Annotated in this window: 19 protein-coding genes; 14 read left to right on the top strand and 5 right to left on the bottom strand. The window is 71.2% G+C overall.

Going from position 1 to position 20,923, the window contains the following annotated elements; genetic code table 11:
* Positions 1-3 precede the first annotated feature (3 nt).
* A complete protein-coding gene (locus ABIA33_RS23490; RefSeq protein WP_370084358.1) occupies positions 4-999 on the bottom strand; it encodes a LuxR C-terminal-related transcriptional regulator in 996 nt (331 codons plus the stop codon).
* 208 nt (positions 1,000-1,207) lie between these two features.
* On the opposite strand from ABIA33_RS23490, the gene ABIA33_RS23485 reads away from it, so the two are divergent.
* The 8 genes from ABIA33_RS23485 (at position 1,208) to ABIA33_RS23450 (ending at position 9,069) form a co-directional block, all read left to right on the top strand.
* Positions 1,208-1,546, top strand: a complete 339-nt coding sequence (locus ABIA33_RS23485; RefSeq protein ID WP_370084357.1) for a hypothetical protein — start codon at positions 1,208-1,210, stop codon at positions 1,544-1,546.
* A gap of 195 nt (positions 1,547-1,741) precedes the next feature.
* Positions 1,742-1,927, top strand: a complete 186-nt coding sequence (locus tag ABIA33_RS23480) for a hypothetical protein (RefSeq protein WP_370084356.1) — start codon at positions 1,742-1,744, stop codon at positions 1,925-1,927.
* A 97-nt stretch (positions 1,928-2,024) separates the two neighbouring features.
* A complete protein-coding gene (locus tag ABIA33_RS23475; protein WP_370084355.1) occupies positions 2,025-3,059 on the top strand; it encodes a ParB N-terminal domain-containing protein in 1,035 nt (344 codons plus the stop codon).
* An 87-nt stretch (positions 3,060-3,146) separates the two neighbouring features.
* Positions 3,147-3,659, top strand: coding sequence for a nucleoside deaminase (locus tag ABIA33_RS23470; protein WP_370084354.1), 513 nt, complete (start codon positions 3,147-3,149; stop codon positions 3,657-3,659).
* Positions 3,660-3,859: 200 nt separating this feature from the next.
* Positions 3,860-4,960 carry a Rieske 2Fe-2S domain-containing protein gene (locus ABIA33_RS23465; protein WP_370084353.1) on the top strand — a complete coding sequence of 367 codons (1,101 nt, stop codon included), beginning with the start codon at positions 3,860-3,862 and terminating at the stop codon, positions 4,958-4,960.
* Between the two features lie 265 nt (positions 4,961-5,225).
* A complete protein-coding gene (locus tag ABIA33_RS23460; protein ID WP_370084436.1) occupies positions 5,226-5,765 on the top strand; it encodes a nitroreductase family protein in 540 nt (179 codons plus the stop codon).
* 100 nt (positions 5,766-5,865) lie between these two features.
* On the top strand, positions 5,866-7,386 hold the full coding sequence (gene gatA / locus ABIA33_RS23455; RefSeq protein WP_370084352.1) for an Asp-tRNA(Asn)/Glu-tRNA(Gln) amidotransferase subunit GatA: 1,521 nt from the start codon (positions 5,866-5,868) through the stop codon (positions 7,384-7,386).
* A 216-nt stretch (positions 7,387-7,602) separates the two neighbouring features.
* Positions 7,603-9,069, top strand: coding sequence for an MFS transporter (locus ABIA33_RS23450; protein ID WP_370084435.1), 1,467 nt, complete (start codon positions 7,603-7,605; stop codon positions 9,067-9,069).
* A gap of 80 nt (positions 9,070-9,149) precedes the next feature.
* Here the strand turns inward: ABIA33_RS23450 and ABIA33_RS23445 are convergent, their stop codons facing one another.
* Positions 9,150-9,569 (bottom strand): DUF302 domain-containing protein, encoded by a 420-nt coding sequence (locus ABIA33_RS23445; RefSeq protein ID WP_370084351.1) that lies wholly within the window; start codon positions 9,567-9,569, stop codon positions 9,150-9,152.
* 221 nt (positions 9,570-9,790) lie between these two features.
* Between ABIA33_RS23445 and ABIA33_RS23440 the strand changes: the two genes are divergently transcribed.
* Positions 9,791-10,027: a type II toxin-antitoxin system VapB family antitoxin gene (locus ABIA33_RS23440; RefSeq protein WP_370084350.1), complete on the top strand. Its 237-nt coding sequence runs from the start codon at positions 9,791-9,793 to the stop codon at positions 10,025-10,027.
* Positions 10,024-10,428: a PIN domain-containing protein gene (locus tag ABIA33_RS23435; protein WP_370084349.1), complete on the top strand. Its 405-nt coding sequence runs from the start codon at positions 10,024-10,026 to the stop codon at positions 10,426-10,428. Before ABIA33_RS23440 ends, ABIA33_RS23435 begins: the two co-directional genes overlap by 4 nt.
* 188 nt (positions 10,429-10,616) lie before the next feature.
* Here ABIA33_RS23435 and ABIA33_RS23430 read toward each other — a convergent pair whose 3' ends face one another.
* The 3 genes from ABIA33_RS23430 to ABIA33_RS23420 all read right to left on the bottom strand — a co-directional run bounded on the left by ABIA33_RS23430 (position 10,617) and on the right by ABIA33_RS23420 (position 15,066).
* The gene (locus ABIA33_RS23430) at positions 10,617-12,917 is read right to left on the bottom strand and encodes a glycoside hydrolase family 3 N-terminal domain-containing protein (protein WP_370084348.1); all 2,301 of its coding nucleotides are present in this window, start codon (positions 12,915-12,917) and stop codon (positions 10,617-10,619) included.
* Between the two features lie 61 nt (positions 12,918-12,978).
* Positions 12,979-13,770 carry a helix-turn-helix domain-containing protein gene (locus tag ABIA33_RS23425; RefSeq protein WP_370084347.1) on the bottom strand — a complete coding sequence of 264 codons (792 nt, stop codon included), beginning with the start codon at positions 13,768-13,770 and terminating at the stop codon, positions 12,979-12,981.
* A gap of 303 nt (positions 13,771-14,073) precedes the next feature.
* A complete protein-coding gene (locus ABIA33_RS23420; protein WP_370084434.1) occupies positions 14,074-15,066 on the bottom strand; it encodes an asparaginase in 993 nt (330 codons plus the stop codon).
* Positions 15,067-15,485: 419 nt separating this feature from the next.
* Here ABIA33_RS23420 and ABIA33_RS23415 point away from each other — a divergent pair, with 419 nt between their 5' ends.
* The 4 genes from ABIA33_RS23415 (at position 15,486) to ABIA33_RS23400 (ending at position 20,688) form a co-directional block, all read left to right on the top strand.
* Positions 15,486-16,172, top strand: a complete 687-nt coding sequence (locus ABIA33_RS23415; protein ID WP_370084346.1) for a Crp/Fnr family transcriptional regulator — start codon at positions 15,486-15,488, stop codon at positions 16,170-16,172.
* Positions 16,173-16,343: 171 nt separating this feature from the next.
* Positions 16,344-17,168: a hypothetical protein gene (locus ABIA33_RS23410; RefSeq protein ID WP_370084345.1), complete on the top strand. Its 825-nt coding sequence runs from the start codon at positions 16,344-16,346 to the stop codon at positions 17,166-17,168.
* On the top strand, positions 17,168-19,387 hold the full coding sequence (locus ABIA33_RS23405; protein ID WP_370084344.1) for a hypothetical protein: 2,220 nt from the start codon (positions 17,168-17,170) through the stop codon (positions 19,385-19,387). The genes ABIA33_RS23410 and ABIA33_RS23405 overlap by 1 nt, the downstream gene beginning before the upstream one ends.
* The gene (locus ABIA33_RS23400) at positions 19,381-20,688 is read left to right on the top strand and encodes a hypothetical protein (RefSeq protein ID WP_370084343.1); all 1,308 of its coding nucleotides are present in this window, start codon (positions 19,381-19,383) and stop codon (positions 20,686-20,688) included. The genes ABIA33_RS23405 and ABIA33_RS23400 overlap by 7 nt, the downstream gene beginning before the upstream one ends.
* Positions 20,689-20,923: the final 235 nt, after the last annotated feature.

Here is a 20,923-nt window from a genome sequence, read left to right as displayed (position 1 = left end):
CGCCTACCGCGTCGGGGGCAGCCAGCCGTCCTGGACGGCATGGACCCCGGCCTCGAAGCGGCTGCGCGCCTCCAGCCGCTCCAGCAGCTCGGCGGCGATGCGCCGGGCCGTCCTGGGCGAGACCCCGAGCTTGTTGGCGATGGCCTCGTCGGTCAGTCCCAGGGCCAGCAGCCGCAGCACCTCCGCCTCCTGACGCGGCAGCCCCCGGGCGTCCGGCGCCGGCTTGGTGCCGAACGGGGTGGCGTCCGACCACACCGACTCGAACAGGGCGCACAACGCCGCGATCGTCCCCTCGCCCCACAGCAGCACCGCCCCCTCACGGGCATCGCCCAGCTGGGCGGGCAGCAGCGCCTGCCGGCGGTCGATGATGATCAGCCGGGTGGGCAGACTCGCGGTGGTCCGCACCTCCCCGCCCCGGGCGCTGAGCCAGCCCACGTGCTCCAGCGTCGGCTGGTGGTTGCGCACGCTGTCCAGGTAGACCGTGCGCATGCGCACCCCCCGCTCCAGCAGCGCCGCGTTGGGACCCCGGCTGGCCTGCAGGTCCGAGGCGGGATGCGCGCCGCCGGGCGCGAACGTCATGACCTCGCACTGCGTGTCCTGCCCCAGGCGCGCCAGCCGCTCGCGGATCGCCTCGACGCCGACCAGCCGCTCGGAGTCCGGGTCGCCGCGCTGGGGCCGAAGCGTCGAATACTCCGCGATGAGCTGGGCTGCCGCTGCCCGCGAGGCCTCCACCTTCGACTGCTCCGCAGCCAGCCGGGCCCGCTGGCGGGTCAGCAGCAGCTCCATGGCGATTTCGGGCGCGACCGGATGGAATCCACTGCCGTCCTGCTCCGAGGGGCGGATCAGCGACAGCTTGCTGAGCCGGGCCAGTGCCTCAAGGATCTCCGTCTCGGCTCTTGCGAGGCGAACCGATAGTTCCGCCACGCCCTCACTCGGATGCGCCAGCATCGAGCGGTACAACTGCTCCGACAACGGATCGAGTCCCAGAGCTTCCAGCATCACACGCCTTCGCCAGTCGACAACTGCCGATATTATCTTATGCCCGACCGGCTCGCCCTGGAATCACAGAAAGCGCGCAGGAAACCCGGTGATCCGCCCGCCCGCGCCCGCCCGCGGAGCCGGATCACCGAGGACGCTTTCTGCAATGGCATAAAAGGTCCACATTGCAGACCTATGCCTGGGATTGGTGCGGAACCACCATTGATGCATGTATCTCATCCACGCTCAGCTGGTGTCGGAGAGCAACGAGGAGCTGCCTGCAGATACCCCCGAAGTCATACTGCGCTGCGCACGCTCCGCGGACCGACTCGAACACGTCGTACTGCACCCCAGCGCCGCACCCGCACCCGGCCCCGTCCTGGGACTGTTCCTGCTCGGCACCACCCTGGAGGCGGCCGAGGACGCCGCGGCCCTCCTGTGCCGACGCGCCCTGCGCAGCCGCGAACTGCGCGGATTCCGCCTGCTCACCTGCAACGCCGTCCTGCCCGTCGCCTACTACGAGCAGCTCCTGGGCCGCACCGACACCGGCGAGCCGGGCCCGCCGTAGCGCACGCTGGACGCAATATGCCACTGCAGGATCCGTCCAGGCCACGGCCCTTCCCGCCGCCTGAGGCGGTGGGCACAGTGAATGCCACACCAACCGGAGAACGACCAGCCAATAGGTCGGAAAACCATCCCGGAGCCACTTCCGGGGATTCTCCGGACACCTCAATCCTCATAGGGGAACGATTCATTGTCCGCCGTGCCCGCCGCCAAGATACTCCCCCTTTCCCTTCTCGCCGCCGGCCTGCTGCTGCTCACCCCGGCCGCGCTCGGCACCCACACCTCCGCGCCGATCCACCACCGCGCCACCGCGGTCCAGCGCGCTGCCACCACCGTCCAGCCGGTGGCGTCCGCGACCCCCAACGACCTGACCTGGGGACCGTGACCGGGGCCCGGTAATCCGGACGACAGCTTCTCAGCGAGTGGTTCATCGCCATGCCGACCGTGCCAGAGCCATGCCGACCGTGCCCAGAGGAGTCGCAATGAACACCAGTCAGCGAGCGGACCCCAGCGCCGGCGACAGCTCGGACTACCTGATCGCGTTGCGGGACAAGGGAATTCGAGACTGCCCGGTCGAACTGGTTCCCCTCGCGGCACTGGCGGTGGCCTACACGCCGCGCGTGGCCGGCGAGGACCTGGACTACGCACGCTCGCTCGCCCAGTGCGAAGCAGTACTCCCGCCGATCCTGGTGCACCGCGCGACCATGCAGGTCGTCGACGGCGCACACCGGCTGCGCGCAGCCGCACTCAGGGGCCAGGACCACATCCAGGCGCGGTTCTTCGACGGCGACGAACAGGACGCCTTCCTCCTCGCGGTGGCGATGAACGTCGCCCAGGGGCTCCCGCTGTCACTGCAGGACCGCACGGCCGCCGCCGAGCGCATCTTCGCCTCCCACCCGGCATGGTCGGACCGGGCGGTGGCGGCCATCGCCGGACTGTCGGCGAAGAAGGTCTCGCAGATACGCCGCCGCACCGGCGACGACACCACCGAGTGCGGCCGCCGGATCGGGCGCGACGGCCGGGCCAGGCCGCTCAACTCCGCCCGCGCCCGCGCCCTGGCCGGCGAGCTGATCCGGCAGGACCCCCAGGCGTCCCTGCGGCAGATCGGCCAGCAGGCCGGCATCTCCCCGGCCACCGTGGCCGACGTGCGCGACCGTATCCGCCGCGGCGACGACCCGGTCCCCGCCCAGCAGTTGGGCCTCAAGGCCGTCGAGCCCAAGCCGCAACGCGCCGCGCCGCGCCGCAGCGCAGGCGCGAAGTCGCCCGCCGAACTACTGGCGATCTTCGACTCGCTGCGGCGCGACCCGTCGCTGCGGTTCAGCGAGACCGGGCGCCTGGTCCTGCGGATGCTCGACGCCTGCGCCGTCGTGGTCCGCGACCGGCACAAGATCGCCGCAGTGGTGCCGCTGCACTGCAAGGGGCCGATGTCGGAACTGGTGCACGGCTACGCGGACGTGTGGCAGTCGTTCGCCGAGGAGTTGCAGCAGGACGACCTGCCCGGAGCCAAGTCCGGCTGAACGCCCCAACGCCCCACCCGCCCGGGGCGCCGGGCACATCCCAACCGACGAGAACCACCCCCCACACCGAACCCGAAGGGCCAGCCCATGTCCGTCACCCAGCGGCTCCGCGCCGCCCGCACCGCCACGACCACCGGGGAAGAAGCCTGGATGGAACTGGCCCTGGACCTGGCCGTGAGCAACGTCGGCGCGGGCGGCGGCCCTTTCGGCGCGGTCATCGTGCGCGACGGCGAGGTCCTGGGCAGCAGCGGCAACCGCGTCACCGTCTCGCACGACCCGACCGCCCACGCCGAAGTCATGGCCATCCGCGTGGCCTGCCGCACCATCGCCGACTTCCGGCTGGACGGCGCGCTCCTGGTCTCCTCGTGCGAACCGTGCCCCATGTGCCTGACCGCCGCGCTGTGGGCCCGCGTCGAACGCGTGGTCTTCGCGGCCGACCGGCACGACGCCGCCCAGGCCGGCTTCGACGACCTGGAGTTCTACGAACTGCTGGAACGGCCGCGCTCCACCTGGTCCATGCCCGTCACCCGGCTGCGCCACCAGCGCCAAGGCCGCCCCTTCGACACCTGGACGGCGTTCGCCGACCGCACCGACTACTAGGAGGGTGCTGAAGATCTAGGCCGGGCTCGCGACGCCCTGCGACTCCGCTTGCCGCGTTGTCGTCGGTCCCCAACCAACCACGGTTGGCTCCCTCCTCCGCCTTGCAATCGAAGCCGCAGGACGCCGCTCCCTGATCCGGCCTAGATCTTCAGCACCCTCCTAGACCACGCCCATAGACCACGCCTACGGGAAGCTCTGCCATGACCACCCCAGCGCACCAGGAACCCCGGGCCGGCGCACGCCGCGGCCTGACCCGGCGTGAAGTCGACCGCCCCGACTCGCTGCTCGACTGGTGGCACCCGGTGGGGTGGGCATCGGACCTCACCGACGCACCGCGGCGCACGGTCCTGCTCGGCCGCCCCCTGGTGCTGTGGCGCGACCGCACGGGCACCGCCCGCTGCCTGCGCGACCTGTGCGTGCACCGCGGCACCGCACTGTCCCTGGGGGAGGTCGTCGACGGGCAGATCACCTGCCCCTACCACGGCTGGCGCTTCGCCGGGGACGGCCGGTGCACCACCATCCCGCAACTGCCCGCGGACCGCGCCGTTCCGGCCGGGGCGGCGGTACCCGCCTTCCACTGCGAGGAGCGCTACGGCATGACCTGGGTGTGCCTGGGCACACCCAGGGCGGGCATCCCCGCCTTTCCCGAGTGGGGCGCCGCGGGCTTCCGCCACGCGCCCTGCCCCCCTTACACCTGGCGCACCAGTGCCGCACGGATGGTCGAGAACTTCACCGACTTCGGCCACCTGGGCTGGCTCCACGACGGCCTGCTCGGCCTGCGCAGCGACCTGGTGGTGCCCGAGCACCGGGTGGAGCGCACCGGCCACGAACTGCGTTACAGCCTGACCATGAACGTGCCCTCGGCCGACGGGGTCAACGACCTCGACAGCGCCGCCGGCACCATGACCAACACCTACCTGCTGTCCCTGCCCCACACGATCCACCTGCGCAGCCACTACCCGCACAGCGGGCGCAGCCGCGTCCTGTTCTTCGCCGCGCAACCAGTCGACCAGGACACCTCGGTCGGCTACTGCTACCAGTCGCGCGACTTCGACCTGGCGGGCGACGACCAGCGCTACATCTCCTTCCAGGAGACCCTGGCCGAGCAGGACCGGATCGTGGTCGAGAGCCAGCGCCCCGAGCAACTGCCACACGACATCGCCGACGAGTTGCACCTGAAGTTCGACCGGGTCGCCGTCGAGTACCGCAAAGCCCTGGCCGAGCACCGCCCCCGCGGCCCCCGCGCCCCAGCCACCTCCCGCCGCCGCGCCGCCCAGCCACCGGGCTGCAAGGAGGACTGAGACCGACCGGCACATGGGGGGCGGCGTCGCGGGCAAGGGGGCACCTCCCGCCCGAAGGGTGGGGGAGGCGCTCGCCCGGCCCTCGGCCCGCTCCTTCACCCGCCCCCCATGTGCCGGTCGGTCCAAGCCGATCCCTGCACCTTCCCTGCGCCCCGGCCCGACGCGACTTGCCCGGCCCGACGCGACCTGCCCGACCCGACCCGCACATCCGACCCGACCCGCACCATCCGACACGACCGGCCCGACGGAGGTCCCGGTGGACGTCATGACAGCGATCCTGACCCGACGCAGCGAGCAGGTACTCGCCGAACCCTCGCCGAGCCAAGCCGAGTTCACCTACCTGCTGCGCGGCGCGGCCACCGCCCCCGACCACGGCAGGCTCCGGCCCTGGCGCTGGATCCTGCTGCGCGGGGACGACCGCGAAGCCCTCGCCGAAGCCCTGGCCGCCGAGGGCCCGGCGCAACTGCACCAGCAGATCAAACGCAAGCACCTGCGCGCCCCACTGCTGGCCGTGCTGGTCTTCACCCCGCACGAGCACCACAAGGTGCCCGAATGGGAACAGCTGGCCGCGACCAGCTCGATGGCCCACGCGCTGATGCTCCTGCTGCACGCCCGCGGCTACGGCAGCATCTGGCGCACCGGCCGCCTGGCCACCAGCCCCACCGCCCCGGCACTGCTGCGGCTCGCCGACCACGAACGGCTGCTCGGGGCCCTGAACATCGGCACCGCCGGCAGCGCGGGCACGCCCTGCAGAAAGCCGCTCGAGGACGTCACCAACCGCGTGACGGCCTTCGCGGCCCGGTAGTGCGCCCGCGACCCGCCCGCGAGCAAGTACTCTCCGGTACTTCGGCCTTGAGCACCAGCGTCTCAAGACGCCGCAGATCCTGGGAGTGAACCAAGCCGCCATGACAGACCTCATCCACGCCTCCGACATCGTCCGCAGTACCGCAGCCGAGACGGCCGCAGCCATCGCCTCCGGCGCAGTGTCCGCAGTCGAGGTCGCCCAGGCGCACCTGGACCGGATCGGCGCGGTCGACGAGAAGGTGCACGCGTTCCTGCACGTCGACACCGAGGGCGCGCTCAGCGCCGCCCACGCGGTGGACGCCAAGCGCGCCAGGGGCGAGGAACTCGGCCCGCTGGCCGGGGTCCCGCTCGCGCTCAAGGACGCCTTCACCACCAAGGGCGTGCCCACCACCGCCGGATCCAAGATCCTGCAGGGCTGGCTGCCGCCCTACGACGCCACGCTCACCAGGCGGTTGAAGGACGCGGGCGTGGTGATCCTGGGCAAGACCAACATGGACGAGTTCGCGATGGGGTCCTCCACCGAGAACTCCGCCTACGGCCCCACCGGCAACCCCTGGGACCTGTCCCGGGTGCCCGGCGGCTCCGGCGGCGGCTCGGCCGCGGCCCTGGCCGCGTACCAGGCCCCGCTGGCGATCGGCACCGACACCGGCGGCTCGATCCGCCAGCCCGCGGCGCTGACCGGCACCGTCGGCGTGAAGCCGACCTACGGCGCGGTCTCGCGCTACGGCCTGATCGCGTACTCCTCCTCGCTGGACCAGGGCGGGCCCTGCGCGCGTACCGTCCTGGACACCGCGCTGCTGCACCAGGCCATCGCCGGGCCCGACCCGCTCGACGCCACCTGCATCGACGCCCCCGTCCCGCCGGTCGTGCAGGCCGCCCGCGAAGGCGCCGGCGGCGACCTGAGGGGTGTGCGGGTCGGCGTGGTCAAGGAGTTCGGCGGCGAGGGCTACCAGGCCGGCGTGATGCAGCGGTTCCACGAGTCCGTGGAGGTCCTGCGCGCCCTGGGCGCCGAGGTCCTCGAGGTCTCCTGCCCGTCGTTCACCTACGCGCTGCCTGCCTACTATCTGATCGCGCCGTCCGAGGCCAGCTCCAACCTGGCCCGGTTCGACGCCATGCGGTACGGGCTGCGGGTGGGCGACGACGGCACCCGCTCGGCCGAGGAGGTCACCGCGCTGACCCGCGAGGCGGGGTTCGGCGCCGAGGTCAAGCGCCGGATCATCCTGGGCACCTACGCGCTGTCCTCGGGGTACTACGACGCGTACTACGGCTCGGCGCAGAAGGTCCGCACCCTGATCACCCAGGACTTCGCCCGCTCCTTCGCCCAGGTGGACGTGCTGGTCTCGCCGACCATGCCCACCACCGCCTTCCCGATCGGCGAGCGCGCCGACGACCCGATGGCGATGTACCTGGCGGACCTGTGCACCATTCCGTCGAACCTGGCCGGAAACGCGGCCATGTCGGTGCCCTGCGGCCTCGCCCCGGAGGACGATCTCCCGGTCGGCCTGCAGATCATCGCCCCCGCCATGGCCGACGACCGGCTGTACCGGGTCGGCGCGGCCCTGGAGGCGGCACTGACCGACACGTGGGGACACCCCCTGCTGGAGGAGGCACCGGCGCTGTGATCCGACCGGTGGGCCCGATGCGCGGCGGCCGCGCCCGGCGGCGCCGCCGCCCCGGGCCGGCGCGAAAATTCTGTTTCATCAGCATTTGATCCGATATTTTCTTGCCTCGTGCCGGCCGGCGAGCTTCGCTGGAGAGAAGTGCCGTCTGCGCACGCCCGACGGCACCCCCGTCGGAAGGCTGGCCCCGTGTCCTCACAACGCGCCCTTGCCGACCCGATGCCCGACCCCCGCCGCTGGCGGGCGCTCGCCGTCATCGCCGTCGCCCAGCTGATGATCGTGCTCGACATCACGATCGTGAACATCGCCCTTCCCTCCGCGCAGAAGGACCTGGGCATCTCCAACGGCGACCGGCAGTGGGTGATCACCGCCTACACGCTGGCGTTCGGCGGCCTGCTGCTGCTCGGCGGGCGGATCGGCGACCTCTTCGGCCGCAAGCGCACTTTCATGATCGGCCTGCTCGGCTTCACCGCCGCATCCGCGCTGGGCGGCTTCGCGCTCACCCCCGCGATGCTCTTCGCCTCCCGGGCGCTGCAGGGCGCCTTCGGCGCGCTGCTGGCACCCTCGGCCCTGGGCCTGCTGTCGACCACCTTCACCGACCCCAGGGAACGCTCCACCGCGTTCGGCATCTTCGGCGCGATCGCCGGCGGCGGAAGCGCGATCGGATTCATCGCCGGCGGCCTGCTGACCGAGTACCTGTCCTGGCGCTGGTGCCTGTTCGTCAACGTGCCGATCGCCCTGGCCGCCGCCTGCGCGGCGTTCTTCCTGCTCACCCGCGACCACATCGGCAAGAGCACCCGGATCCGGCTCGACCTGCCCGGCGCGGTGCTGGGCTGCGGCGGCCTGCTGGCGATCGTGTACGGGACCTCCGAGGCCGAGCCGCGCGGGTGGATCGACCCGCTCGTGCTGACCTGCCTGGCCCTGGGCGTGGTGCTGCTGGTGTGCTTCGTCCTGGTCGAACGGCGCACCACGCACCCGCTGCTGCCGCTGCACATCGTGACGGACCGCAACCGCGGCGGCGCCGCGCTCTCGGTGGGCCTGGCCGTGGTCGGACTGTTCGGGCTGTTCCTCTTCCTCACCTACTACCTCCAGGTGATCAAGGGCTACTCGCCGGTGCTGACCGGTGTGGCGTTCCTGCCGATGACCGCCTCGATCATCGCGAGTTCGACCGGTCTGGCCGCGCGCCTGATGACCCGGGTGCCCTCGCGCAACCTCATCGTGCCCGGCCTGCTGCTGGCCGCCGCCGGCATGGCGCTGCTGACCCAGATGAAGGTGTCCAGCCCGTACTACGCGATGGTGCTGCCCGCCGAGGTCCTGCTGGGCGTGGGGATGGGCCTGGTCTTCATGCCCTCGATGAGCCTGGCCACGCTGGGGGTCGCCCCGAACGAGACCGGCGCGGCCTCGGCCACCATCAACACCGCCCAGCAGGTCGGCGGCTCGATCGGCACGGCCCTGCTCAACACCATCGCGGCCAGCGCCACCACGGCCTACCTGCTCGGACGCAACGCCCACTCCTCGCTGGTGCAGGCGGTCGCCGCCGTGCACGGCTACACGGTGGCGACCACGGTCGCGCTGGGCGTCCTGCTGGTCGCGGCCGTGGTGGCCTTCTTCATGGTCGACTACCGGCCCTCGCCCGCGCAGGCCGCCCGCAAGGACACCGACTCCTCGGTGCGCGCAGCGGCCTGAGCAGCGGCCCGAGCAGCGGCCCGAGCAGCGGCGCGGGCACCTGCCGCGCGCCCCGGCACCTGCCGCGCGCCCGCGGCTGCTCAGCCGGCCAGCGCCGCGGTGATCAGGCGCGGCACACCGGCCAGGGGCCGCATGAGCTCCTCGGGCACCGCGTAGCGCCGTCCCAGCTCGGCGGCGTCCTGGCGGGTGATCCACACCCGGGCCCGGTCGTCGGCCCACACCAGGACTTTCAGCGGCAGTTCCAGGGCCAGCAGCGGGGCGGCCAGCATCGCGGGCGTGCCGGCCCGCGGATCGCCGAAGACGAGCAGCTTGGTGTCGTTCATGGCCAGCCCGATCCCGTGGGCCGCGCCGCTGTGGTCCACGACGGCGAACAGCGCCAGCCCGGCGGCCTCGATCGCCCGCTCGAGCCGGTCGACCGTCCGCGGCACCGGGAACGGGCTGGCCACCGTCACCGTCCCGGGTGCGGCCGGGTGCCCGGGTACGTCCGCCTCGTCGGCCATCGCCTGTCGACCCTCCCTCGGGTCTCGGATCGCGCGGGACCTGTACCGCGCCGAGTACCACCTCTACCACGCCGCCCCCGCCACGACGGATGACACGCCGTCAGGCAACCTGGCCCGCCGTGGCGTATCCGGCCGCGCCGACCTGGCCCGCATCGACACTGAGCGAAGCTTGTATGTAGCGTATGCTGTTTACATACAAAGGATACGAAGGGGCGGCTCCGATGTCTGTGACGCAGATCGAACTCGATGACGAAGCACTGGCCGAGGCCATGCGCCTGCTGGGCACCAAGACGAAGAAGGACACGGTCAACACCGCGCTGCGCGACGTCGTGGCCGGGTTCAAGGCTCTCGAGGCCTTCGACCGGCTCGCCGCACGGGGCGCCCGGGGTGAGTTCGACCAGGCCGCCGAGGCACACGCGGCGGCCAAGCGGGCCCGCAGGGAGGCATGGGCCGGGTGACCTACCTCCTCGACACCTCCGCCCTGTGGTACCTGTTTCGCAACGCGGGCACCCGGCAGGCGTGGGCGGGGCACATCCAGGCCAGGGTCTTCCACCTCGCCGAGCCGACCCGTGCCGAGTTCCTGTACTCGGCCACCGGCCCCGCGCACCGCGACGAACTGGCCGAGGACCTCGACGCGTTGTGCCGCCGCGCCCCGGTACCCAAGACGGCATGGCGATGGGTGGACACCGCGCAGTACAAACTCACCCAGGCCGGCCAGCACCGCAGCGCGGGGGCGCTGGACCTGCTGATGTGCGCCACCTCCGTCCACCACGGGCTCACCGTCCTGCACGTCGACAACGACTTCGTAGCCGTGGCCTCCGTCCTCAAAGACGTGCAGCAGCGCGACATCCGCACCTGATGCTTCCCTGGGGCACCTGGCCGGTCGCATAGAGAGGCCGCGCCGTGACGGAGAGGCCGCGCAGTGCGCCACGCCGCCCCCGCCACGGCGGATGACACGCCGTCAGGCGGCCTCTCCCACTGTGGCGCACCCACCGGGACGCGGGCGCCGGCCCCGAACGCCGCCGCCCACACCCCGGTGAGTGCCCGTCAGTTGACCGTGAACGCGGTGCCGGTGGTGCTGTCGCCGGCCAGGAGCGTGTACTGGCCGGGTTCCACCGTGGGGCTGCCCGCACCGTCGACGTCGCCCTCGGTGTGGGCGAGCGCGGACAGCGGGACCTCGATGCGCACGGTGGCGTGCGCGCCCGCGGCCAGGTGCACGCGGGTGAAGCCGACCAGCCACTTGGCCGGGGTCAGCACCCGGCTCACCGGCTGGGAGACATACAGCGGGACGACCACCTCGCCGTCCCTGGCCCCGGTGTTGGACACCGGGACGGCGACGTGCAGCGCGCCGCTGCCCGCGGTGCTGGTGCGGTCGGGGGCCGGCGCGCCGATCTGCCAGGTGGTGTAGGACAGGCCCGCGCCGAACGCGAACAGCGGGCTGTAGCCGGAGTCGGCGCCGCCGTTGGTGCCCGGCAGCTGGGTGTAGAACTCGGGCTCGTTGCCGATCGCCTTGGGCCAGGACACCGACAGCCGCCCGCTCGGGTTGGCCCTGCCGTACAGGATGTCGGCGACCGCGTTGCCGCCCTCGGTGCCGGGCAGCCAGGCCATCAGCAGGCCCGCGGTGCCCGCGGCGCTGCCCAGGACCAGCGGGCGGTCGGCCAGGACCACGACCACCACCGGCTTGCCGGTGGCCTGCAGCGCGGCGACCTGCGCCTGCTGGGCCGGGTCCAGGGTGGGGTTGGGGTGGTCGTTGGGGCCCTCGGCGCCGGGGGTGTCGCCGACCACCACCACGGCCGCGTCCGCGGACTGAAGGTCGCTGACGGCGGCGGCCGGGTCGGCCTGGTAGTCGATGCCGGTTCCGGGCGGGGCGCCCTTGCGCAGGCCGGCCAGGACCGTGGTGCCGGGGACGGTGACGCCGTTGGGCACCCCCTGCCAGCCGATGGACCAGCCGCCGAGCTGGTTGTTCAGGTTGTCCGCCGAGGGGCCGGTGACCACGATCTTGTGGACCGAGGCGCGGAAGGGCAGCACGTTGTTCTGGTTGCGCAGCAGCACCGAGGACTCGGTGGCCGCGGTGCGGGCCAGGCCCAGGTCGGCGCCGTCGACGATCGCGTCGGCCTTGGACGCGTCCACATACGGGTGCTCGAACAGGCCCAGTTTGAACTTCATGGCCAGGATCCGGGACACGGCCTGGTCGATGCGCTGCGGGGAGATCAGGCCGCGCTGCACGGCGGTCAGCGCCGAGGCGGTGAAGTCGGCGGCGTTGGTCGGCTCCATCGCCATGTCGACGCCCGCGGTGACGGCCTCGGCGATGGCCTGCGGGTAGTTCGCGGCGACGTGGTAGGCGCTCTGCAGGTTGCGGATGTCGCTCCAGTCGCTGACCACCACGCCGTCGAAGTGGTACTGGCCGCGCAGCACCGTGGTGAGCAGGTAGTGCGAGCCGGTCACCGGCACGCCGTTGACCGCGCCCGAGTCGGCCATCACGCTCAGCGCGCCGGCCGCCAGCGCCTGCTTGTAGGCGGGCAGGACGGTGTCCTGCAGGTAGCGGGCGGAGTAGTCGGCCGGCACCCGGTCGTGGCCGTTCAGCGGCTGCGAGTAGCCGGCGAAGTGCTTGACCGTGGCGGCGATCCGGGTGCCGCTGGAGGCGTCCTGCAGGCCCTTGACCGCGGAGGCGGCCATAGTGCCGGTCAGCAGCGGGTCCTCGGAGAACGCCTCGTAGTAGCGGCCCCAGCGCTGGTCCCTGGCGATCTCGGTGACCGGCCCGAAGGCCCAGTTGATGCCGGTGGCGGCCACCGCGCGCTGGGTGGACTGCTCGACGCTGCGCTCCAGCGCGGGGTCCCAGGTCGAGCCCATGCCGATCTGTTGGGGGAACATGGTGGCGCCCAGCACGTTGTTGTGGCCGTGGACGGCGTCGATGCCGTACAGGATCGGGATGTGCAGGCGGGAGTTGGCGATCGCGTAGTGCTGGATCTGGTTGGTCAGGTCCGCCCAGTCCTTGGGGCTGTTGGTGGCCGGCGGCATCCCTCCGCCCGACAGGATCGAGCCGGCCGCGTTGTCGACCAGGACGCTGTGCAGGCAGGACTGGTTGAGCGCGCCGCCGCTCCACTGGCAGTTGCCCTGCACGGTGACCAGGGCCAGCTGGTCCATCTGGCCGATCTTCTCCTTGAGCGTCATCCGGTGCAGCAGGTCGGCGACCCGGGCCGGGACCGGGAGGTGGGCGTCGAGGTAGGCGGGGGTGCCGGCGGCGGCCGGGGCGGGGGTGGCCGCCCCCAGTCCGCCCAGGGTGGCGACGGTGACCACGGCCGCCACCAGACCGGTCGTGCGACGTGGGATTCTCCGCGCAGCGCGCATGGGACCATCCGTTCGTAGTCGAGGTGCTGAGTGGGCGTCACGACAGGAACTGGAATGCGAGTTAACTCGCGCGCCATGCACGCGTCAATGAGTTGAACAGGGAACCCTGTTCCGGAACCGGAACCCCGGGTCCTACGGGGCTTCCGCGTTCATTTCTTGGAGTCGACCAAGCACGCTCGTGCGCAGGCGCGCGCATCGCCGGGTCCCGGGGGCCGCGCGGCTGGCGACCGCCCCCACCTGCCGGTGGCGACCGCGCGGGCCGGGTCACGTCGACGGCACGGCCTGGGGGTGCCTCCCGGCGGACCGTCGCGGACATCACCCTGGCGGTGCCGTTCGCGATCCGGCGCTCCAGCTTGCGGGTGGACTCACGCGTCTTGATCGTGCCCAGCACCGGCAGGGTGACATAGCGGCGGTCCTCCTCCAGCCGGATCGTGCCGGTGGTGAACCGGCACGACGGGTTCGTCTTCCGCTTCGACTTGAAGCGAGGGAAGCCCATACGCGGGCCCTTGCGCTTGCCCTTCTTGGAGTTCGTCCAGTTGCCCAGCGCGCGGGCGAGGTGATCCAGACCGGTGGCGTACGCCTCCTTCGAGCACTGCGACCACCACGGCGCTACCTCGCCCTTGGCCTGGTTCCACGCCTTGCGCATCGCATACATCGACCACGACAACGAAGGCGTCAGCTCGGCCTCGGCGACACCGTAGGACCGTTCCGCCTCCCGCTGGCCCAGGTTCGCCTTCACCCGCGCCAGACCCCAGTTCAACGCCACACGAGCCGCACCGGCATGCCGCAGCAGCGCGCCGACCTGACGCGCAGTCGGGTCCAGCGCAAACCGGTAGGCGTGCGTCGTGATCACCACGTCAACCTATCGGCCACCACTGACAACCAGCCGAAATGCCCGAATCATTGAGAGACGCTGATGAAGCGGCCAACAGTTGGCGCCCCTCGAGACGGCGAAGTCGTTCTCCGAACAGCCGACAGGCCCAGCAGCACCGCTCATTAGCCCTGCGACCGACTGAAGCCGCCTGCCCTTCCCGGGCAGCCGCGCCGACATCGTTGACATCGCGCGCGGCCGCAGCCGCAGGTATCGACCGGGGCCATCCTGCGACGCGGAGACCCCTTGCCCTGGCTCAAGCCGCCGCCCGCGCCTCCCCACCGGTCAGCCGTGCTCCGCGAACCGGGCGGCGATCGCCTCGCGGTCGGCGCCGCCGGCCAGCATCAGGCGCAGCAGGATCCGCGCCTTGTAGGGGTCCAGCAGGCCGCCGTTGATCAGTCCGCGGCGCTGCAGGTCGGTCTCGGAGCCGATCGCGCCGTAGGTGTGCCGCAGCACCGAGCCGCCGCCGGTACGCGAGGTCAGGACCACGGGCATGCGCTGCGCCAGGGCGCCCAGCGGGCCGGCGAGCGCGGAGGGGACGTGGCCGACGCCGAAGCCGGCGACCACCAGCCCCTGCGCTGTTCCGGCCAGGGGGAGAAGCGTGTCCGCGTCGTCGTCCAGGGTGACGGTGTGCAGCGCCACCCGGACACCGTCCACCGCCACCGGCCCCAGCGGCAAGGGTCGGTGGCGCGCCGGGGCGGTGAGCACGCGGACCCGGCCCTCGATGACGTGGCCGATCGGGCCGGTGTTCGGCGAGGCGAACGCGGCGGTGCTGGTGCTGTGCGTCTTGCGCACCCAGCGGGCGGCGTGGATCTCGTCGTTGAACGCGACCAGCGCGCCCAGGCCGCGGGCAGCAGGCGAGGCGGCGGTACGGGCCGCGGCGAGCAGGTTCGCCGGGCCGTCGGGCCCGGCCAGCGTGGGGTTGCGCATCGCCCCGGTCAGCACGAACGGCTCGGCGCGGGGCCACAGCAGGTCCACCAGGAAGGCGGTCTCCTCCAGGGTGTCGGTGCCCTGGGTGACCACCACCCCGCACGCCCCGGCCTCCACCGCACCCGACGCCGAGTCGACCAGGGCCAGGATCTGGGCGAACGTCAGGTCGGCGCTGGGCACCGCGTCCAGGTCGTGCACCTCAAGCGGCACCCCCAGCTCGCCCAGGGCCGGTACCGCCGCCGTCAGGTCGGCCCCGCTCAACCGGGCGACCACGAGCCCGCCCGCACCGCCTTGCCCGGGCCCCGCCATCGCGATCGTGCCGCCCAGCGTGAACAGCGCAACGCCCACCACCAACGCCTCCAGACCCGATCGCAGGCCGACGGCGCCATCGCCTCGCCCGCGGGCCACCCTACCGACCACGACTCCTTGTCCGGAGCACCCGTGTCTCTGCGCTCGCCACCGGGGAATGCCGCGGCGAAACATCTGCGCCGACACAACCGAGCAGGCTCAGCTTCGGCGCCCGGCCAGGCGGCCCAGCCAGCAGACCGCACTGCTCTGCCTCGGTAGGTGGCGCTGAGACGCGTTCCGCGGGTCGCCCGGGGCGGGAGAACCGACCGCGGCCTGGCGCTGGGAGAACTGCCGTCACGTCCTGGACGGGCACGCGCCCGCGGTCGGTCCGCGGCGAAAGGTCTCTACGGGAAGTGACGCACGGCAACTCCCCTTATCTGTACAGTGATTATACAGCCCGGGGGGGAGTGCCACGAGTGATGTTCCAGCCTTCCTCTGCACGCCGTTCGGAACCAAACGAACCCTTCACACCGGAAGAACTGCTCCTGTTCCGGTCTGCTGGACGGGTCAGAGGATGGGAGCGTGGCGAGTGCCTCATGCGCGAGGGCGGCCCCCCCGACTATGTCGTCCTGGTCGTTGGCGGTCTGGCCAAGGTGACAGCAGAATCCGAGAACGGCTACACCAGCGTGCTCGCCCTGCGCGGCCCCGGAGAACTCGTCGGAGAGCTCTCCTGCCTGGACGGTATCACCCGCTCGGCGACGGTCACCGCCCTCGAGCGTGTGGAGGGCGTCGTCCTTGGAGCCGACGCTTTCCGCCGGCTGCTCGAACAGCATGGCACGCTGGCCCTGGCTGTCCTGCGTAGTGTCGTCGCCCGGTTGCGCCAGTCGGACGACCAGCGCGCCGAGCACGGCGCACGTTCGGCACGATCCATGCTCGCGCGAGTGCTGTTGGACGTCGCAGTGCGGCACGGCGTTGAGATATCAGAACCCCCTGGTGCCCTCGCGGTGCAGATGAACCAGCAGGAACTGGCCGGTGCTGCGGCGATATCCCGCGAATCAGTCGTGCGGGTCCTGCGCGCAATGCAGCAGGCCGAGTTGGTGGTCACCAGTCGTGGTCGCACCGTAGTACTCGACCTGCACAGACTCCGCAGATGGGCCCAGGAGTGAGCGCGAAGCCCAACGAGAGACGGCTTAGGCCCGGACCGCCCGAGTGCGTCATCTGACGCTGTGAGCCCCACGCCCCAGGTCTATCCATGACCTAGGTGCCCAGACCGCCGAGCTGCACGATCCGGGGGACGACGGCCTGGGCGCCGCACCGGTGGAAGGACAGAGAGCTGCATGAGAACCAAAGCACAGCACTTTTCGATCCTCGTCGTCGACATCGAGAAGTTCGGCAGCAGAAGCAACCCGGTCCAACTCTGGCTCCGGAAACGGCTGTACGAATTGGTCGAGGCCGCCTTCGACGAAGCCGGCATCGATCACCGCAACGGACCGCGGCCAGCCGACCGGGGCGACGGATTCTTCTGGCTGCTCCCCGGTACGGTCGACAAAGTCGACCTGACGGGACGTTTCGTGGACCTGCTCCACGACAACCTGCGCGAACACGCCAGGACGAGCAGCGAGGAAGGCGCCATGCGCCTACGGGTCGCCCTGCACGACGGGGATGTCGCCCAGGACGAGCACGGCTGGGCAGGCGAAGAGCTCAACAGCGCCTGCCGACTGGTTGACATCGCGCCGCTGCGCACTGCACTGGCCCAGGCCCGCCGCTCCGGCATGGCACTGGCCGTCTCCAGCGACTGGTATCGCCGCACAGTGCGCCACGGCCATCCGGCTGTGGAACGTCAGACGTTCCGCCGAGTGCTCTTCGAGGCCAAGGAGATCCAGGGTGAGAGTGCCTGGATCCGCGTACCCGGCTATGACATTCCACCAGGCATCGAGGAGGCAGCCCCTGACAACGGCTCGACACCCGGACCTGCCCTTGCCACCGGCCCACATGTTCCCACACCGACAGCTGGGGCACCGGCGCTGTCCGGACCCTTCTCCAACCCGACCTTCGGAGACGTCGGACAGGTATTTGGCGGCGACCAGGTGGTCCACGGGCCTCAGACCTTCATCCAGGGGGGCCGCCGCAGCGACCAGCACGAAAAGGACGGTACCGAGTAATGCCAGCAGAGGTAGACGGCGGCGCTCCGGTGCCCCCCCAGCCCGCCGCAGAGCCCGCGCTCCAGGGCGACGGCGGGGCCGCGACCGGCGACGTCAAACAGGATCCACGCGAGGGGCTGTCTGTCCCTTCGGGCCGACCGGGCGCCGCTGGCGAGCGGCTTGGCGCCGAACGCGATGCGATCAGCGGCCTGCGAGTCGATGCCGCGCAGATCTTCGGCGGCAGCCAGTACGTCTACAACATGACCAGCGGGCACTCCATTCGCGTGTGTCCACTGTCCGCCGAGGAACTCGACGAGACGCGTCAGGCGTTCGTGCCATTCGTGTCGCCCGCCGAGCACAGCGCGCTGATCCAGTTGATGCGGTCACGGTCCGTTGTTCTGTTGCGCGGTTCCGCTGGTGTTGGCAAGGAGGCACTGGCGCGCGCGCTGCTCCTGGGGGCCGGTCACCGGGGCCTGTACCTGCTCGACCCCGCCACTGACCTGAGCCGTGTCGACAGTGGCGACCTGCAGCAGGGCTGCGGCTACGTACTGGCCGACCTGCCCCAGACCACCGCGGACGGGCTGACGCTCTTCGACGTCCAACGCTTGGGCTCCGAACTGCTCAAACAAGGCGCCCGCCTCGTCATTACGGTGGCGGCCACCGTGCAGCTCCCCGACACCGGACTTGTGCGCGACCTGATCGACGCGCCCACACCTCCGGACGGGACCGATATCGCCTCGGCACAGCTGCGCTGGCGCCTCGGCATTGCCGACTCAGCCCGCAGCCGCCGGATCCTGGCCCAGCCCGACGTGGCGGAGCTTCTGCGGGACCTGCTGGACGGGGCGCCTGCCGCGCGGGCCGCAGAACTCGGCAGGCTGCTCGCTGAAGCAGCCACCGCCGTCGCCGAGGACGGGGTGGCCGCCAAGGTCCGCGACCGGCTGGAGCTGCGCGACGGGCAGTCGTTCGCCCGATGGCTGGAGAATCTCCAAGACTTGGCGCGCCAGTGCCTGGCCATCTCAGTCGCCACGTTCGGCGGGGAAGCTTACGAATCCGTCGCCTCGTTGGCGCGTGACCTCGAGGAGCGGCTACAGATCCAGGAGAGCCCGGACAATCCCGACCGGCCGCGCGGTACCGCGCTCGCACGGACGCGGTTTGCCCGGCTGGAGTCGATCCACGCGACCCTCGTTGAGTCTGAAGTTGAGACCCGGTACGGCGGTGCCCGAGGTCTCGTCGTGCGCTACCGCGACCAGGGCGTGGCCCTGAAGGTCCTCGAGCACGTGTGGAGCGAGTACGACGAAATCCGCGAGGTGCTGCCCGCCTGGCTCCGCGCCTCTGCCGCGACCGTACTGCCGACGGTGGGAGTACGGGCGGCCGTGGCTGCGGGCGTCCTGGCCAAGCACGCCTTTGAAACGGTGCGGGCCAAGATCCTCCTGCCGTGGGCCGGCGACGAAAGCCCGCAGTTGCGGGATGCCGCGGCCACCGCACTGCATGTCGTATCGACCGAGGCGCGCCACGCCACGGCTGCGTACAACCTGGTGCAGGCATGGAGCAGCGACAGCAACCCCAGGCTGCAAGCCACCGCCGCACGGGCCTGGCGGGTGGTGTTCGAACTGGACGGCGGTACCGAGCAGGCATGGACGTTGCTACACGCGCTGGCTGGCGCCGAGGAAGCCATGGTCATCGACGCGGTCTGCCGCAGCCTCACCGAGTACATGGCGCTGGAGGACGGCCGCTACTGCCGGGACGCCCTGGACCTGATCGACCAGTGGACTGTCTCCGGCAACCACGGCACGCAGCGTCGCTTCGTCGGCGAACTGGCTTTTCTCTACGCGGCCGCCGACCTTGTCGACCCATTGCCTGACAGCGACGCGACTACGCGTGTCGAGCGGGCCACAGACGACCCACAGATGTGGCCCGGCCTGCTGGCGACCACTGCTCAAGACCCGGTGCGGCGCGGCGAGGTGGCGGCGCTGTGGAAGCAGACCCTCAACTCTCCGGACGTCTATGAACCAGCCCATGAGGTGCTGTCCGAATGGGCCTACCTCGTCGAGTCCGAACCGCGCGGACGTACCGCGCTGGCCGCGCTGCTCGACCGTGCCGCCGACGACCGGCGCACGACCTTGATCGCTCGGCATCTGGCTATGGAATGGATTCGGGCTTCGGGGGGGCGCGGCGCTCCTCTGACCGGCCGCACCGTTCTGGCCTATCTCGATGGAAATGGAAGGAGTACCGCATGGTGAACGACATGCCAACAGACCTGCTCATCACAGGGCCGTCCCCGGTCACCATGGGCGACCGCGGAGCCCCGGCCCGCCCCGGCCGGGTGTTGTTGTTCTCTACGGACGATGGACAGGTCGTGGAGCTGAGCCGCAGGCCGGGGGCGTGGGCCTCGATGAAATACGAGTTCCGCTACGAGGTGGACACCAGCGACCATGTGGTCGGGTGGAGTGATGTCCTGCCCAGCGGCACTGGGGGATTCCCCTTCCAATCGTCCTTGGAGGCGCGATGGAAGGTCACCAATGCCGCTGAGGTGGTTAACCGGGGCATCAAATCCGTGGCTGACGGCCAGGTCGCCGTCTGCGTCGCCATGAGGGACCTGCTGTGGCAGCACTCGGGCCTCTACGGTATTGAGCGGCTGGAGGACCTGGCGAGCTTCGTGCGGATGTCGGTGTGCCCCTACCAGCACCCGTTGCCCATCGGCATCACCGTCACGACCCTCACCGTACGGCTGTATCTGGACGAGCATGCCTCCAACCACCTGCGGGCCGTGAAGCAGAAGGAGTTCGACAATCAACTAGCTCAGGCCGGACACGTGGTGGCGATGACGGAGCACAAGCTGGAGGCGGAGCTGCAGGCCGAACGGGAGAAGGCACTCCTGGCCGCGGCTCGGGGCGAGGGCGGCCTAGTGCTGCGGCTGATCGCCCAGGATCCCAGCAAGCTGCAAGAGATCATGCTGCAGCTCGGCAACCGGCACGACGTGGCGGTCGAGCAGAAGGCCCAGATGCTGCGCGACCTGATCGACGCCAAGTTGATCCAGCCCGCCGAGGCACAGACCATGTGGCAGGAGATGCACCGGCCGGTGCCCCTGTTCGGGACCGGACCGCAGGAGCTGTCCGCGCCGACTGGTCCCGCGCCCGCCCAGCTCCAACCAGGGACCGGGATGCCGCCTGGATCCTCCACGCAGGGTCCCGGCAGCATGGCCGGGCAGGCGCCGGTCCCCGGACAGCCGCAGCAGGCCCAAGTGGTGGCCGGGATCGTCATGGGCCCGGCCACCAACGGCACCCCACCGAAACCGCGCTACCACCCCGACGACAAGCAGGCCGTCTCCAACCCGGCACAGCCCCCGCAGTTGCACGTACAGCCGGAAACGACCCTGACGAAGGGAGACGTCCCACCCCCGCCCCCGTTCCCGCCGGCTCCCGCGCCGCAGCCGCCCGCTGCCGAGCCGGATGCCGCCGATCCGTCGGGCTCCGCGAACGTCACTGGCACCACCCCGGTGGGCCGAAGGCGTGACAACGGTAGCGGCGGCAACGGGGGATGAACGGACGACAAGGGCAGCACAGGGCGGGCTCTAGCGAGGCGCCCGCCCGGTCGGGGCGGGACCCGCGACGGCACGCGGGCGCCGCGCTACGGCTCATGCGGCTGACGGTGACCACCATGGCCGTCGGCGCGGTGTTCCTAGGGGGAGGGATTGCTTTGGCTGGATTCCGGCCGTTCGGTGCGGCTGTCGCGGGCGCCTTGGCACTCGTTGGCGGACTCACGTGGCAGCGGTTGCG

The sequence above is a fragment of the Streptacidiphilus sp. MAP12-16 genome (assembly GCF_041262165.1).
Taxonomy (GTDB): domain Bacteria; phylum Actinomycetota; class Actinomycetes; order Streptomycetales; family Streptomycetaceae; genus Streptacidiphilus.
Note: the sequence above shows the minus strand (reverse complement) of the source record. Positions and strands in the feature narration are given on the sequence as shown.

Bases quoted from the DNA above. Each gene is read 5' to 3' on its own strand.
- ABIA33_RS23490 (WP_370084358.1), bottom strand. From the start codon at position 999: ATGCTGGAAGCTCTGGGACTCGATCCGTTGTCGGAGCAGTTGTACCGC.
- ABIA33_RS23430 (WP_370084348.1), bottom strand. From the start codon at position 12,917: ATGCGCGCTGCGCGGAGAATCCCACGTCGCACGACCGGTCTGGTGGCG.
- ABIA33_RS23485 (WP_370084357.1), top strand. From the start codon at position 1,208: ATGTATCTCATCCACGCTCAGCTGGTGTCGGAGAGCAACGAGGAGCTG.
- ABIA33_RS23405 (WP_370084344.1), top strand. From the start codon at position 17,168: ATGCCAGCAGAGGTAGACGGCGGCGCTCCGGTGCCCCCCCAGCCCGCC.
- ABIA33_RS23470 (WP_370084354.1), top strand. From the start codon at position 3,147: ATGTCCGTCACCCAGCGGCTCCGCGCCGCCCGCACCGCCACGACCACC.
- ABIA33_RS23440 (WP_370084350.1), top strand. From the start codon at position 9,791: ATGTCTGTGACGCAGATCGAACTCGATGACGAAGCACTGGCCGAGGCC.
- ABIA33_RS23460 (WP_370084436.1), top strand. From the start codon at position 5,226: ATGACAGCGATCCTGACCCGACGCAGCGAGCAGGTACTCGCCGAACCC.
- gatA (WP_370084352.1), top strand. From the start codon at position 5,866: ATGACAGACCTCATCCACGCCTCCGACATCGTCCGCAGTACCGCAGCC.
- ABIA33_RS23445 (WP_370084351.1), bottom strand. From the start codon at position 9,569: ATGGCCGACGAGGCGGACGTACCCGGGCACCCGGCCGCACCCGGGACG.
- ABIA33_RS23475 (WP_370084355.1), top strand. From the start codon at position 2,025: ATGAACACCAGTCAGCGAGCGGACCCCAGCGCCGGCGACAGCTCGGAC.
- ABIA33_RS23400 (WP_370084343.1), top strand. From the start codon at position 19,381: ATGGTGAACGACATGCCAACAGACCTGCTCATCACAGGGCCGTCCCCG.
- ABIA33_RS23415 (WP_370084346.1), top strand. From the start codon at position 15,486: ATGTTCCAGCCTTCCTCTGCACGCCGTTCGGAACCAAACGAACCCTTC.
- ABIA33_RS23465 (WP_370084353.1), top strand. From the start codon at position 3,860: ATGACCACCCCAGCGCACCAGGAACCCCGGGCCGGCGCACGCCGCGGC.
- ABIA33_RS23450 (WP_370084435.1), top strand. From the start codon at position 7,603: ATGCCCGACCCCCGCCGCTGGCGGGCGCTCGCCGTCATCGCCGTCGCC.
- ABIA33_RS23410 (WP_370084345.1), top strand. From the start codon at position 16,344: ATGAGAACCAAAGCACAGCACTTTTCGATCCTCGTCGTCGACATCGAG.